Origin of the sequence: Flectobacillus rivi (assembly GCF_030056655.1) — a bacterium.
Classification (GTDB): Bacteria; Bacteroidota; Bacteroidia; order Cytophagales; family Spirosomataceae; genus Flectobacillus; species Flectobacillus rivi.
On record NZ_JASHIE010000005.1, the window covers coordinates 1 to 15,090 of the forward strand.

9 protein-coding genes are annotated in these 15,090 nt (G+C 36.0%); 1 reads left to right on the forward strand and 8 read right to left on the reverse strand.

Annotation, left to right across the window (positions count from 1 at the left end; genetic code table 11):
• Positions 1-468 precede the first annotated feature (468 nt).
• On the reverse strand, positions 469-2,097 hold the full coding sequence (pruA, locus tag QM481_RS07890; RefSeq protein WP_283381340.1) for an L-glutamate gamma-semialdehyde dehydrogenase: 1,629 nt from the start codon (positions 2,095-2,097) through the stop codon (positions 469-471).
• 93 nt (positions 2,098-2,190) lie between these two features.
• Complete coding sequence (locus QM481_RS07895) at positions 2,191-3,120, reverse strand: ComEA family DNA-binding protein (protein WP_283381341.1); 930 nt, start codon at positions 3,118-3,120, stop codon at positions 2,191-2,193.
• Between the two features lie 219 nt (positions 3,121-3,339).
• On the opposite strand from QM481_RS07895, the gene thrC reads away from it, so the two are divergent.
• Entirely contained in the window at positions 3,340-4,647 is a 1,308-nt protein-coding gene (thrC, locus tag QM481_RS07900; RefSeq protein WP_283381342.1) for a threonine synthase, read from the forward strand.
• Between the two features lie 32 nt (positions 4,648-4,679).
• Here the strand turns inward: thrC and QM481_RS07905 are convergent, their stop codons facing one another.
• The 6 genes from QM481_RS07905 to mnmG all read right to left on the reverse strand — a co-directional run bounded on the left by QM481_RS07905 (position 4,680) and on the right by mnmG (position 15,076).
• On the reverse strand, positions 4,680-6,452 hold the full coding sequence (locus QM481_RS07905; RefSeq protein ID WP_166550992.1) for an AMP-dependent synthetase/ligase: 1,773 nt from the start codon (positions 6,450-6,452) through the stop codon (positions 4,680-4,682).
• A gap of 218 nt (positions 6,453-6,670) precedes the next feature.
• Positions 6,671-7,771 (reverse strand): hypothetical protein, encoded by a 1,101-nt coding sequence (locus tag QM481_RS07910; protein WP_166550991.1) that lies wholly within the window; start codon positions 7,769-7,771, stop codon positions 6,671-6,673.
• 95 nt (positions 7,772-7,866) lie between these two features.
• A complete protein-coding gene (locus tag QM481_RS07915; protein ID WP_283381343.1) occupies positions 7,867-9,702 on the reverse strand; it encodes a tetratricopeptide repeat protein in 1,836 nt (611 codons plus the stop codon).
• Between the two features lie 486 nt (positions 9,703-10,188).
• On the reverse strand, positions 10,189-11,838 hold the full coding sequence (locus QM481_RS07920; RefSeq protein WP_283381344.1) for an Ig-like domain-containing domain: 1,650 nt from the start codon (positions 11,836-11,838) through the stop codon (positions 10,189-10,191).
• A 207-nt stretch (positions 11,839-12,045) separates the two neighbouring features.
• Entirely contained in the window at positions 12,046-12,936 is an 891-nt protein-coding gene (locus tag QM481_RS07925) for a methyltransferase domain-containing protein (RefSeq protein ID WP_283381345.1), read from the reverse strand.
• A 277-nt stretch (positions 12,937-13,213) separates the two neighbouring features.
• Complete coding sequence (mnmG, locus tag QM481_RS07930; RefSeq protein WP_283381346.1) at positions 13,214-15,076, reverse strand: tRNA uridine-5-carboxymethylaminomethyl(34) synthesis enzyme MnmG; 1,863 nt, start codon at positions 15,074-15,076, stop codon at positions 13,214-13,216.
• Positions 15,077-15,090: the final 14 nt, after the last annotated feature.

Sequence of the window (15,090 nt, forward strand, 5' to 3'; positions counted from 1 at the left end):
AAAGAACTCTTTATCTCAAAACAATTAACCAACTTATCGTCAGTCCATTATCTCAAAATTTGTCGTCAAATCTCTTTCGATTTAACCGCTTCCCGTTGTTTGGGAGTGCAAAATTAGTAGCTTTATTTTTAACTTCCAAATGTTTTTGAAAATATTTTTTAAAATTTATTTTCGAAACTCTCAACTCTATCTCTTCGCTACAACTCCTTTCCCGTCGTTTGGGAGTGCAAAATTCCCACTTTATTCCCAATCATCCAAATCTTTTTGATACTATTTTTAAAGTTTTCTGTAAGTCGTTGATTAGTAGAATCATACTATTGAAAGTTTTTTGCCTAGTATAAAACACTCAAATGATTACATTTGAATATGCCTTTTTTAGGTACAAAAAGAACCCCCAATAATACAAAATAAAAAATCCTCACCTTAATGAAAAGATGAGGATTTCGATTGAAATATTTCTCAATATCCTTATTCAGCTAAGAATGGATACTTATAATCTGTCGGTGATACAAAGTTTTCTTTGATTGTTCTTGGAGAAACCCAACGTAAAAGGTTTAATGATGAACCTGCTTTATCGTTTGTACCAGAAGCACGGCCACCACCAAATGGTTGTTGCCCTACCACTGCACCTGTTGGCTTATCATTAATATAGAAGTTACCAGCAGCATTTGTCAGCTTTTTGGTAGCTAATTCTATTGCATAACGATCTTGAGAGAAGATAGCACCAGTTAAGGCATAAGGGGATGTTGTATCTACCAAATGTAATGTTTCCTCAAACTGATCGTCTTCATATAAGTAAATCGTGAGAACAGGGCCGAAGATTTCCTCTGTCATTGTGGTGAACTTAGGATCTTCAGTTAAGATAACTGTTGGTTGAATAAAATATCCCTTTGACTTATCATAGCTTCCACCAGCAATTACTTTAGCTGTATCACTATTTTTTGCCCAATCTATATAAGAAGCTATTTTATCAAAAGCTTTCTCATCTATGACAGCTGTTACAAAGTTGGAGAAATCCTCTACGCTACCCATTTTCAATTCTGCAAGATCTTTTGAGAAATACTCCCAAGTAGATTCCCACAGTGATTTTGGAATATAGGCACGAGATGCCGCAGAACATTTTTGTCCTTGGAATTCGAAAGCTCCTCTTAGCAAACCAACCGCTAGTGCTTTTGTATCTGCTGAAGTATGAGCAACAACAAAATCCTTTCCACCTGTTTCACCAACAATTCTTGGATATGATTTATATATATGGATATTCTCTCCGATTGTTTTCCAAATATGTTGGAATACTTTAGTTGAACCCGTAAAGTGAACACCCGCAAATTCAGGATGACGGAAAGCGATATCCCCTGTTAAAGGACCATCTGTATATATAAGGTTAATAACGCCATCTGGAAGACCTGCTTCTTTCAAGATTTTCATCAAAACATAAGCTGAATAAATCTGAGTTGGAGAAGGCTTCCATACTACAACGTTACCCATCAAGGCTGCTGAAGCTGGAAGGTTTCCTGCAATAGCAGTAAAGTTGAATGGAGTTACGGCAAAAACAAAACCCTCAAGAGGTCTGTATTCAGATCTGTTCCAAACGTACTCAGAAGATTCTGGCTGTTGTGCATAAATTTGAGTAGCAAAATGAGCGTTAAATCTTAAGAAGTCGATCCACTCACATGCTGAGTCAATTTCTGCTTGGAAAGCATTTTTTGATTGTCCTAACATCGTAGCAGCATTTAGCTCCATACGATATTTTGAAGCAGACAAGTCGGCCGCTTTCAAGAAAATTGATACACGATGTTCCCAAGACATATTAGCCCATTTTTCACGTGCAGCCAAGGATGAGTCAATTGCTTTGTTGACATGAGACGCATCACCCTCATAGTAATATCCCAAAACATGTTGGTGGTCATGTGGACTTGTTAAAGGAAGTTTCTTTCCTTCTTTAAGTTCTTCAGAACCGATAAACATAGGAACCTCGATTACTTGAGATTTCATTTCAGCAAGCTTTGCTTTCAATGAAACTCTTTCTTTGCTATTAGGAGCATATCCTAAGATAGGTTCGTTCTTGGGAGTTGGTACATTAAAAAATCCTATGGACATTTGATGAAGTATTTAAATTACACAATTCAAAGTTACGCAGTTGTTTTGGTTCCTCCAACCCTACGATAACTAAGTATTTATAAAGGAATAATGCTAGAACGATAAATATGGTTCTAGCTTTTGGATTATATCTGGTGTTAGAAGTTTAATGGCTTTTAAATCTTGAATAGACTGAAACTTTCCGTGCTGATTTCGGAAGTTAACAATGGCCTTAGCTATGTATGGTTTTAGGTAAGGATGTTTCATTTGTTCGAATGAAGATTCATTAACATTAATTTTTCGAACTTGAGGGTTATTTATGTATCCATATCTGAGGATTTCTTCTACTACTAATGAATCAAGTCCATATACTTCTCGTATCTGTGAAGTGCTAACGAAGCTGCCGAGTACATCTCGGTACTTGACAATTCGAGCGGCCAATTTACTTCCTATTCCTTTTAGTTGGATTAATCTTGTGGTATCTACCGTATTCAAATCAAATTTTGCAGGTGTTTTGGGCGTTTTTTCTTGCAGAATGAATGAACGTTTGGCAAACTTATCGTTTTGAGGAACGGATATAGTGATGTATGGTATCAATTTCTGATAAAGTGTTTCTGGAAAATCATAAACCTTGAGTAAATCTTCTTTCTTGAAAAACTTTCCTCCCTTGCTTTTGAAACGGTCTATTCTCTTAGCAAGCCACGGTGGCATACCTAATTCTTCCAATTCTTCAACACTTGCTACATTAGGGTCAAATGAATGAAGTCGAATTGGAATACTTGAATGAGCCTCCTCTTCTTTTTTCTCAAAACTTTTAAAGCGACTAGGAGGATTTTCGGCAGTTTCAATCAATGACACTAATTCTGAATTTTGATTGAGTTGATTTTGTGTGAAAGCTAGAGATGATTTACTTGGGGACAACCATATATATAAGTAAATAGAAAAATAGGTAAATAATAACATCAATAGTAATATAAAACCTTTTGCTTCGGTACGATTGTAGCCAAAGGCATACTGAATCCACTGCATCCATTGTTTTTTCATAAGGCAGAACTTGTTTTTAGGTGAAGATTTAACTGAAAGTTATACAATTGAAGAGACATTTTGAAGTTTATTCGAGACTTTCTAGTGTCAACATGCTGAATTATATAATGTTTAAAATAATTTTGTACCACAAATTGTCCATCAATTTCAATTGCTAACATATCAAGGAGCACTCTGTCTGCAAAGAAGTTAGCAACGATTTAACCAAAAAACGAGAATATGATACTTTATAGTACCAAGCATGCAAGCCCAGATGTATCGTTGGAAGAGGCGGTATTTAGAGGACTTCCCCCCGATAATGGATTGTATATGCCTTATGAAATACCTACATTACCACAAAGCTTCTTTGATACCATTGGTGATTTAAGTATTTCGGAAATAGCATTTGAAGTAGCAAAAGCTTTGTTGGGTAACGATGTGCCTGAAAGTGATTTAAAAGGCATTATCGAACGTTCAATCAATTTTGAAGCTCCATTGGTTGGCATTGAGCCTAACAAATATGTGCTTGAATTGTTCCATGGACCGTCTATGGCATTCAAGGATTTTGGTGCAAGATTTATGGCAGCATTGATGTCTTATTTCTTACAAAAATCTCATCAGGATATTCACATTCTTGTGGCAACTTCAGGCGACACAGGAGGAGCTGTAGCACAAGGATTTTATAATACGCCTGACATCAAGGTTACAATTTTGTACCCTACAGGAAAAGTATCTGATATTCAGGAAAAGCAATTGACCACTCTTGGAGGAAATGTTACTGCTTTGGAAGTAGATGGTACCTTTGATGACTGTCAAAGCTTGGTAAAGCAAGCATTCTTGGACCAAGAGCTTTCGTCTAAATACAATTTGGCATCAGCAAACTCGATTAATATTAGTCGATTGATACCTCAATCGTTCTATTATTTCAATGCTTATGCACAATTGAAAAAAGCGGGTGTGGATAAACCAGTGGTATTCTGTGTGCCAAGTGGAAACTTTGGTAATCTTTCGGCTGGGCTTATTGCACAGCGAATGGGATTACCCGTAAAAATGTTTGTTGCGGCTACGAATATCAATAACATTGTTCCAAATTACTTAGCGAGTGGCGTTTATGAGCCTCGTCCATCACAAGAAACGATTTCGAATGCTATGGATGTGGGCAACCCTTCTAATTTTATCCGTATGCAATTATTGGCTGGTGATGCTTATGAAGAGGTAGTTAAACATATTGCTGGTGATTTTAGCAATGATGATGATACTAGAGTAACGATGAAAGAGGTATATGACAAAACAGGTTACATCATGTGTCCTCATACGGCTGTTGCTTATCGTGGATTGAGCTCTTATATGACAGAATTAGGCGAAGATGTAACAGGAGTTTTATTATCTACGGCTCATTATGCGAAGTTTTTGGATGTAGTTGAGGGAACCTTAGGAACAACTGTACCAATTCCAGAACGTCTTTCGGCTTTATTATCTAAAGAGAAAGTAGCGATTCCAATGAGTACGAAGTTTAGTGATTTTAAAAACTATTTATTGCAATTATAATTAAAAAGGATGCCCAATTGGGCATCCTTTTTTTATTCGTACATGGATAATATTTCTTGTTGATATTTCGAATGAATAACCTTTCGTCTCAATTTTAGGGTTGGAGTAAGTTCCCCGCTATCGATAGAGAATAATTTAGTTAATAATACGACCTTTTTGACTTGTTCATATTTTGCTACATTATTCATCAAATGCTTTACCTCTTCATCAAACTTCTCTAAAACTTTTGGTTGTTTCACCATTTCGTCGTTTGAACCACAAGGAATCTCATGACGTACACACCATTCTTTCAAAGCATTAAATTCAGGAACGAGCAAAGCTGATGGAAACTTTTCGCCCTCACCAACTACAATTGCCTGTTCTACGAAGATTGATTCCTTTAATTTATTCTCTAATAACTGTGGTGCTACATATTTTCCTCCAGACGTTTTGAAGATTTCTTTCTTTCTATCTGTAATTTTCAAATATCTTCCTTCGGCAAACTCTCCAATATCGCCTGTATGAAACCAGCCCTCCGAATCAATTACCTCATTCGTTAATTCAGGTTTGTTATAATAGCCTTTCATGATACTTGGTCCTTTTACCAAAATCTCACCATCTTCTGCTATTTTTACTTGAACATTTGGCAAAACAGTACCTACACAACCGATTCTAAAATCGGTAATAATACTTGATGAAATTACGGGAGAAGTTTCGGTAAGTCCATAACCTTCGACTATTGGTACGCCTGCTGCCCAAAATACTCTTGAAAGACGAGGTTGTAAGGCTGCAGAACCAGAAGCAATAAATTTGATATTTCCCCCCAGCGCTTCTTGCCACTTACTGAAAATCAATTTTCTGGCTATTTTAAGCTGGATATCATATACTAAACCCATTTCTTTCATTGGGTCGTATTTTAATCCGAGGTTTAATGCCCAGAAAAACAGTGATTTTTTGACTCCAGTTAACTCATATCCTTTTGCGACAATCTTATCATATACTTTTTCCAATAATCTTGGAACGGTTGCAAAAACGTGTGGCTTTACTTCTTTGAGATTATCAGCGATAGTATCCATGCTTTCGGCATAGTATACCGAAACACCATAACGCAAAAAGACATAAATATCTGTGCGCTCGTAGATATGGCATAATGGTAAAAAGCTCAATGCTTTATCTCCTGCTTCTAGCTCTAAATGTTTTCCTTTGATCAGTCCTTCAACATTGGCAATGATGTTGTTGTGAGTTAGCATCACACCTTTGGGTTTTCCAGTAGTTCCAGAAGTATAGATTAATGTCAATAAATCATCAGGAAGGACCGCCGACTTATGGGCTTCAAGAGATGCCACGTCATCATTCTGAGCTATTTCGAGTACCTCTGTCCAATGTTTTGCCCCTGCAATTTTATCAAAAGTATATATAGCTTCGACCGAATCGATTCCTTTACTAGCTTCTGTCGACTTTTTCAACAAATTCTCATCAGAAACAAAAATCAATTTAATATCTGCATCTGAGAAAATATAATGATAGTCTTCTATCGTGATAGTTGGGTACATAGGAACAGATACAGCGCCTATTTGTTGGATTCCAAGCTCAACAAAATTCCACTCAGGTCGGTTGTTGGAAATTAAAGCAATTTTGTCATCACGCTTTACTCCTAGTTTTAATAGACCAAGACTTATCTTATTAACGGTATCTATAACTTCTTGCGCACTATATTTTCTCCAATTGCCTTGGATTTTACAAGCAAAAACGTCCTCTTTATTCAGTGGTTTAACACTTGTTTCTAATAGGTCAAAAACTCGTGTTGCGGTTTGGTGATTGTTCATATTCGATAGCTTGCTTATTGATGAGACACCAATCTTTTTTTAATACAATTTAAACAAGATTAAGCACAATTCATTTTCTCAAAGATAATAGGTTGTAGAAATTAAAAATAGTATGCATGCATAATTTTTTTAATATTTTTTCACTTAATCTTATTATTTACAAAAGCTTATAAAAAATAAAAAGGATAGGTAAAAAAGCCCTATCCTTTTTATATGCGTTATTTTGGTATTTTCATAGAGCTTACCTCACCATTTGATTGCACATAATTTAGTTCACGTGGTTGAGCTCCAGACTGATTGATGAGGCGACCCTCTTTTGTTGGAAAGTCATTTTCGAATACCGCTTCCAAATAAATGTTATTAGAAAAGTAATATATCCCATTTCCACTTCGCTTACCACTTTCGTACATACCTTCAAATAGTTTATTTCCATCTGCTTTAAATTGTACACCAATCCCTTCTCTTATTCCATTTTTCCACATTCCTTTATAACTTCCTTGAGATTTGTGGATATAGTATCCATATCCATTGATGCAATCGCCTTCCACACAGCCATACTTTCCAACTTCTATATTTGAATCTATTTTTTTTGCCTCTGGCTGTGGATAAGTGTTCAAGTTCTCAGAAGAGACTATATTATCATCATCTGAAGCAGTTTTATCAGGAATAATAACTTCGTTGTTTTGATATGCTACGACATTTTTTTCTTCTTTCCGTTTTTCTTCTAGCCATCCTTTTGCGATTGCCTTCATACGTTGCGAGCGTGGTGGGTGCGTAGTTGTCCACACTTCTTCTTGGAAATACTGCATGGCAAGTTGTGCTTCCTCAAGGGTTGCGCCCATCTTGTAGAGCGTAGCACCCGAAAATTCATCGGCTTCTAGTTCTTTTTGATGTTGGCTTCCCTTTTGACTTGTTGGATGATAATAAACCAAATGTCCAACCTCATGAGCCAAAATAGATATAGCAGCCCAATCCTTTTGTGTTACAGTATGAACTCTTTGCAAAAAACTTCTATCATATATAATATAAGGTACTCCTTCTACAAGCGTAGCGTAACAGTTGTCAGTATTGGGGCATTCCATCATTTGAAATGGATTTCTAGAAAGGTGCATCAGTTCTGTAATCTTTTTAACTTCTCTTTCTGCTCGGCTACTTCCATATCCCATTACTGAGTTGCATAAATCGCTTTCATTGATTTTTTTGCCATAATAGTGACAAATAAAAAGGGGTGTTGATGTGGTTCGGTTTTGTCCACAAACACCAGTGGATACTGTTATTCCGAGTAGGAATACACAACATTGTGTATAAAATGTTTTCATTGTGGATAAGATATTAACTAGGTTCTAAGAAGTTTTTTGAGGAAAAAAAAGAGGCTCGTATGTGTATACGAACCTCCTAATTACGTGATTTTTATTTAATTTATTGTATCGCCTCTCAAATTTCTGAATCTCTTGCGAGCATCAGCACCGTAAATACTTCCTGGGTATTTCGTGAGTAGTTCTTGATATAGCTTCATTGCCTTTGAAGGCTGGTTTTTCTTTTCTTGATACGTCTTCGCTAAAATATACAAAGCATCATCTCCGAGTATATCTGTGGGGAACTTTTCCACAATTTTTTCTAATTGTTCTATGGCTTCATCTACCTTTCCTTCCTTTAAATAAGTGGTTGCCATTAAGTACATAAATTCGTCTTCGAGTGGATGTCCTTTGTGCTTGGTCACCATACTTTTCATTTCAGCCATAGCTTCTTCATTTCTATGTTGAAAAAGCATTAATTCTACATTGGCATAGTCTTTTAAAGCTTGGTCGGTAGTATCAATACCCGTATTATCTTGAATAAGAAGGCTTAAATTCATGGCATCGTTGGCAATTTCACGAGTGGTAGCCTGTTTGAGAATATCCAACACATCCTTTGCCAGTTCAAAATCGCCTTTGTAATAGGACAATTTAGCATTTCGAAGTTTGGCTTCGTATCCCATTGGGCTATCTTTTTCAGATTTTTCTACTTGTGAATAAAGTAGGGTAGCTTCCCATGGTTCGGACTTCAGTACATAAATATCACCAAGGTCTAATTTACACTTATCCACAAACTCCCTATTGCCTGTGGATAACTTTATAGCACTTTCCAACACAGCTATGGCAGTATCTTTTTCGTTTAGGTAAAAACCATATAAAAGACCTTTACTTCGCAACGCCTCAAGAGTTCTTTGGTTTATTCCCAATTCGTTTAAAAGTTTGGTATATTCCTGAATCAAGATTCTAATATCACTTTGATTCACGGGGTAAGTGTTTTTGATGACCTCTTCTTTTGAGTTTATCAACACTCTTCTCCAAAGTGGATAATTTTGTTGCTTGGGATACTCTTTGACCAAATATTCAAATACCTTACCTGCGCTACTGAAATCTTTGTTCTGATACGCTACAAAACCTAAGTCGGCTACTTGGGCACCTTCACGCTTATATCGCTTGTCTAAGGCCCGCGCTTGGACGAATGCTTTGAAGAATTCCTTCTTTTGAGTGAGATGCCAAATCAACATTTCGCTGAAATAGGGATCTTCTGGAAATTTCTGAACTTTGGCATACAAAACCTTTTCTAAAAGTGCTTGATCGTTTTCGTCTCTCAGCTCATCTTGGAGCATTCCTTGAAGGATTTCTCGGTTTTCTATATCACGTCCAAAATTTAGGTATTCCTCAAGCATTTCTTGAGGTTTTCCAGCCAGTTTGTATAATCTACCTACCTGAAGAGGAAACTTGCTGATATCCTTAAAATAAAGCCTGTTTTTCTCAATCAAGTTAATAGCCCAATCATACTGTTGATAAGTACTCAATTCATTTACCATTTTGAGTGTTAACTCATCTGTAACTTTACATTTTTCGAGTATTTGATTATAAAGTTTATCTGCTTCCTCTTTTTTCTTCTGTTCCTCCAACAAATGTGCATAATCGAGTATATAAAACGGATTTCCATCAGACCACTTGATTTGCTTTTTCAAAAACTTTTCAGCTTCATCCACTTCTTTCAATTTGTACAATGTCTGAAGATAGGGTTTATGAATACTCCCAGCGATGTCTTTATTTTTAGCCAATTTCTGAAAAATGCTTTTTGCTTTTTCATATTCTCCAGCTTTCACATATTCAATCCCCAATTCCACATCTTGTCCACTTGCCTGATATATTCCCGTGATTAGAAAAAAGGCAAAGCACATAAATTTGAAAAAAGGACGATTTAACACACACACTTCACTTTTCATATTTTAGGCGTTAAAGATTTGACATTCATTTCAGTTTTCAACACAACATAATATATATAGTATTTATTTTTTTAATTTTTTAAAAAGAAAGAATATCTATTATGCTTATTATACTGTGGATTTGTGGAATACTTTTGTGAAAAAATATTTTCACGTTGTGATGTGAATAACTTTAATTTTATACACACTTAATATTTAATTTATATACAATTAAAATATTGTTTATCAGCTAATTAACAAAAAATGGCACTTATCCACAGGTTACTTGTGTGGATAAATAGGACTTTTTCAACGGTGTGTTTGTTGGGGGATAAATGGTGTTTTTCTGTGGTATAACTTATCAAGTTATACACTTCGATATTTGGGCTCATTTTCTTTCCACAAACGCTTCAATTCTTTCCACAATTTTTGTACCCAAAATAGGGGTGTTTATCCACAAGATTTATACAGTCTTACACCGAAAAATGGCACTTATCCACAATTAGCCTATTTATCCTCAATTTTGAAGTCAAAACCTGATAGTTCGAAGTTCTGTTTGAGCTTAATCTTGTCTTTGATGTGCAAAATTTCTTCCGCGGGGGTGTTTTTATCCACAATTGCGGCATCCCAGCGTCCATTTTTGTTTGTATCTACAATTAATCGTACCCGATATACCCCTGGTGTCAAGAAATCGAATGTGTATTTCCCCGTTTTAGTGTGGATAAGTTCTTTTACAACTTCTTTTTTATCGTTTAACACCTGTACAATACACTGTTTTCCTTGTGGATTGTTGATTTGTCCTTCTATTAAACCATAATTTTCTGGATCTCGGAGCGGATTAAGCTGCTTGACAATCTTGTTGGTATCACCTTCTATCGACTGAAATGTATTTACGGGAATCTCAAGGGACAAAAACTCCTTTGGTTTTGGCGCTTCAGGGATTTTCAACAATACTTCTGTTTTATCCACATTCCATGAAAAATGCTTTTCAAGAATATCTACCTTTTTGAGGGTATCATTCAGTATTTTAATCTTTTTCCAATCGAAGGTTCCTATTGGTTTACTGAATTTGATGGTATAACCAACTTCTTTTAAATCAACTTGTTGATTATTCTGTGGGCTTACCTCATATCTGAACTCCTCTACAAATGAATCTTCTTTTTTACCTTTTGCCTTGAACTTGATTTTCTGCTTAAAATCAAACTTCCTATCTAGTGAATCCACAACGGTCATAGCGATCTTGATAGTATCTTGACTTACTTTCTTCAAGTTATACACACGTATCATATTCTTTTCCACAAGTTGATAAGGAATACTATCTTGAGGATTTTCGAATTTGATGTCGACTTTTTTGACACCCTTATTCAACTCCACATAGTAATAATTGGTAGTTGTGCGTGTTTTACTCACCTTTACGGGAGAGTTATCTGCCTTGGCCACCTTAATTTTTAGTCCACTGACACTTTTATTAAGTTGCAGTGTATCAGTTATAAAGCCAATTTTTTCCTTCATTTCATCATATAGAAGGTTACTGTTAACATCGGTAATAGCATAGATTCTGTACTTCCCTGCCGCTACGTTCTCAATTCTGAAATTTCCTGTACTATCTGTTTTTGTAAAATAGTAAGGCTTCATCTTATTGATTTTTAGTGTATCCGAATATCTGTACACTCCGACGGTAGCGTCTAACAGCCCTTTATTCTCGATAATATCTTCGACATTTCCTTCTATAGATAGTGAGTCAATCACCCCGCCAGTACTAAATACAATTCTTACGTTTTTGGCTGGGTTTCTTTCAGTTATGTCCTTAATGGCCTCTCTAAAATTGAAACTATAGGTTGTATTTGGCTGAAAGGCATCTTCAAAAGTAATACGAACACCTCTGGGCATTGTTTTAGTAGTAAAAAAAGGCTCCGTACTTGGCGTTATTAATAGCTGTTGTTGAAGGTTATCCACATTGATATACTCATCAAACTGAATCTCGATACTTTTTCCTTTATAGTTTTTGGACTGATTAGCAGGGATACTCATTACTAATTTTGGTGCGAGGGTGTCTTTTTTACCTCCTGTGGGTGCTACAACCTGCGCACAACTAAATAACGCCTCTATGAATAGAAATCCTAGAAAAGTTATCAAGACTATGTTAATTACTTTCATGTGAATATGTTGAAAACTTTGTTGATAATAGAATCGTATGTGTATAACTTTTGCTATTATATTGAAATTGTTTATTTATAAGGTATTTAGTACTTATAATTATCAACAAAAATAATCCCTCGGCAATATATAATCACCGAGGGATGTTGATAAATATGTTAATAAGTATTAAATCTGTGGGAAAATCAGAGAATATGTCGTGGAAAACTACTTTTTCTCGAAGATATAGATGATGCTTGAGTAATTATTGTTCTGCTTCGCTCCTACCCTATTTGATTTGAGTCCGCTTAAAAACGATTCCACATAGTTAGTATTTCCTTGTTGGTATTTTGTGGAGAGCATACTTACATAGAAAGAATCAAACTTCATGGGTAAGTGCTCTTTCAATCTGAATCCGTGATTTTCGAAAAGTTGCTGAATGCTATTTCTCGAAAAATGATACAAGTGTCTTGGTACATCGTAGGCAGCCCAGTGCTCTTGATAAATTTGAGCGTCCTTAGATTCATGGTTCGGAACTGCAATAATTACCTTTCCTTTTTGGGTGGATTTGTCCTTTAAGAACTCTACTGTTTCGTTTAGTAAGTGAACATGCTCAAGTACGTGCCACATCGTAATAATATCAAATTGTTGGTCTTGATATGAGCCAAGAATTTCTGAAGGAATAGAAATCTGATTAATTTCTTCGGCCATTGTTCGAGCGCCATCGCTTGGCTCTACCCCTGAGACTTTCCATCCATTTGTTTTGGCAGCGTTCAAAAACATTCCTGTTCCACAACCAATATCGAGTAGGCTACCTTGTTTTCCTCCGTTGAGTTTATTGATTAAATCTACTTTTTGCTGAAGCGTTATTTTTCTTACTTGGTGGTAGATTTTTGAAATGATACCTTTCGAGGTGTTACTATGCGAAATGTAGTTTTCGGACTGATAGTATTTCCCGATAGTGTTGGCTGTTGGTCTTGGATTGGTAAATTTGAAGCCGCATTTTTGACAAGATACAATATCAAATTTTTCATGACTTACAGTGAAGTCATCGCAGGTAATATATTTTTGGGTTTGGGTATGCTGACAAACTGGACACTTCTCTAGTAATTCTTGCATCGTATTCTGGATTATGTTGATACAACAAATATACTAAAAGTCTATTTATACTTTGGGGTGGAATAATTGATGACACTAAAATGTATAGAACTATAATTATTTCATCTTTATAGATGAATGAGTGTAATCTGATAGTGGTTCTTATTTTCGTTTACATTCTTAGTTCAAAATCTAAGTCTGTTTTAAATACAAAAGCCACTGTGGAAACAGTGGCTTTTGTTAATTGCATTATTCAAATTATATCAACCAGTACAAGCGTTACGCTAGCATCTACAACTTATCTTCCCATGAATACCATGAGTACAGAAATATCTGAAGCAGAAACACCACTAATTCTGGATGCTTGACCGATAGTTGCTGGTCTGATTTTACTAAGTTTTTGTCTACCTTCAATCGAAATAGCTGAAAGTCTGCCATAATCAAAATCTGATGGGATTGCCAAATCTTCTAGTTTTTGCATTTTATCAACCATCTGCTGTTCCTTCTCAATATAGCTTTCGTATTTGATATTGATTTCAGCTTGTTCCAATGTCTCTTCTGTATATTGATCTAAATATTCAGAAATCTCCTCACTTAAGTTTTTAATTTCTGCAAGTGTTACATTTGGACGTCTCAGGAGATTCAGCAAAGAAGTACCCTCTTTGAGCGGAGCTGTTCCGATGGCTTCTAGTTTTTCGTTAACTTCAGCAGGTTTTACTTTCTTATGTTTTAATTCATTTACGAGTTGAGCAGTTGTTTCTTTTTTTGCTTTAACTTTTTGTAAACGTTCATCTGAAGCTAATCCAATATTATATCCTCTTTCTGTTAATCGAATATCTGCATTATCTTGACGAAGTAAAGTTCTGTATTCTGCTCTTGACGTAAACATGCGGTACGGCTCTTCGGTACCTTTGTTGATAAGGTCATCGATAAGTACACCAATGTATGCTTCTGAGCGTGATAATACAAAATCCTCTTTATCATGTGCTCTTTGGTGAGCATTGATACCTGCCATCAAGCCTTGACACGCCGCTTCTTCATAACCAGTAGTTCCATTGATTTGACCAGCAAAGAATAAATTACTAATCAATTTTGTCTCTAAAGTTTGTTTTAGCTGTGTTGGTGGGAAATAATCATACTCAATCGCATAGCCTGGACGGAACATTCTTACATTCTCAAAACCTGGAATTTTTTTCAAGGCTGCATATTGTACGTCTTCTGGCAATGAAGTTGAGAAACCATTCACATAAACCTCCACTGTATTCCAACCTTCTGGTTCCACAAAAATTTGATGACGTTCTTTTTCTGCAAAGCGGTTAATCTTATCTTCTACTGATGGACAATATCTTGGACCAAGTCCTTTGATACGTCCGGCAAACATAGGAGATTTTTCAAAACCTGTTTTTAAGACATCATGAACTTCTTGATTCGTATAGGTAATCCAACAGCTTCTTTGCTCTTTTAATGGTTCTGTGTCTAAATAGGAAAATTTAGCAGGATTTTCGTCTCCTTTTTGTTCTTCCATTTTAGAAAAATCCAAACTACGTGCATCTACTCTTGGAGGAGTTCCTGTTTTCATTCTACCAGCTTCAAAGCCAAGTTCCACCAATTGCTCGGTGATTCCTGTTGCTTTTCCTTCAGCTGTTCTACCACCTCCAAAGTTTTTTTCACCAATATGAATTAATCCATTCAAGAATGTTCCATTAGTTAGTACGACAGATTTTGCTCGGAATTCTATCCCAAGTTGAGTCTTTACACCAACTACTTGGTTATTTTCCACTATTAATCCTGAAACCATCTCTTGCCAAAAATCTATATTTAGGTTTCTTTCAAGAGCTAATCTCCATTCTTCAGCGAATCGCATACGGTCTGACTGGCAACGTGGCGACCACATAGCAGGACCTTTTGAGCGATTCAGCATTCTAAACTGAATCATGGTTTTATCAGAAATAATTCCTGACATACCACCAAGTGCATCTACCTCTCTTACGATTTGTCCTTTTGCCACGCCACCCATTGCAGGGTTACATGACATTTGAGCAATCGTATTCATATTCATGGTAATTAGTAGCACTTTAGAACCCATAGTTGCGGCAGCGTGTGCAGCTTCGCATCCTGCGTGTCCAGCTCCAACTACTATTATGTCATAGTTACTGTGCATCTTATTTATGTTGT

Bases quoted from the DNA above. Each gene is read 5' to 3' on its own strand.
- pruA (WP_283381340.1), bottom strand. From the start codon at position 2,097: ATGTCCATAGGATTTTTTAATGTACCAACTCCCAAGAACGAACCTATC.
- QM481_RS07895 (WP_283381341.1), bottom strand. From the start codon at position 3,120: ATGAAAAAACAATGGATGCAGTGGATTCAGTATGCCTTTGGCTACAAT.
- thrC (WP_283381342.1), top strand. From the start codon at position 3,340: ATGATACTTTATAGTACCAAGCATGCAAGCCCAGATGTATCGTTGGAA.
- QM481_RS07905 (WP_166550992.1), bottom strand. From the start codon at position 6,452: ATGAACAATCACCAAACCGCAACACGAGTTTTTGACCTATTAGAAACA.
- QM481_RS07910 (WP_166550991.1), bottom strand. From the start codon at position 7,771: ATGAAAACATTTTATACACAATGTTGTGTATTCCTACTCGGAATAACA.
- QM481_RS07915 (WP_283381343.1), bottom strand. From the start codon at position 9,702: ATGAAAAGTGAAGTGTGTGTGTTAAATCGTCCTTTTTTCAAATTTATG.
- QM481_RS07920 (WP_283381344.1), bottom strand. From the start codon at position 11,838: ATGAAAGTAATTAACATAGTCTTGATAACTTTTCTAGGATTTCTATTC.
- QM481_RS07925 (WP_283381345.1), bottom strand. From the start codon at position 12,936: ATGCAAGAATTACTAGAGAAGTGTCCAGTTTGTCAGCATACCCAAACC.
- mnmG (WP_283381346.1), bottom strand. From the start codon at position 15,076: ATGCACAGTAACTATGACATAATAGTAGTTGGAGCTGGACACGCAGGA.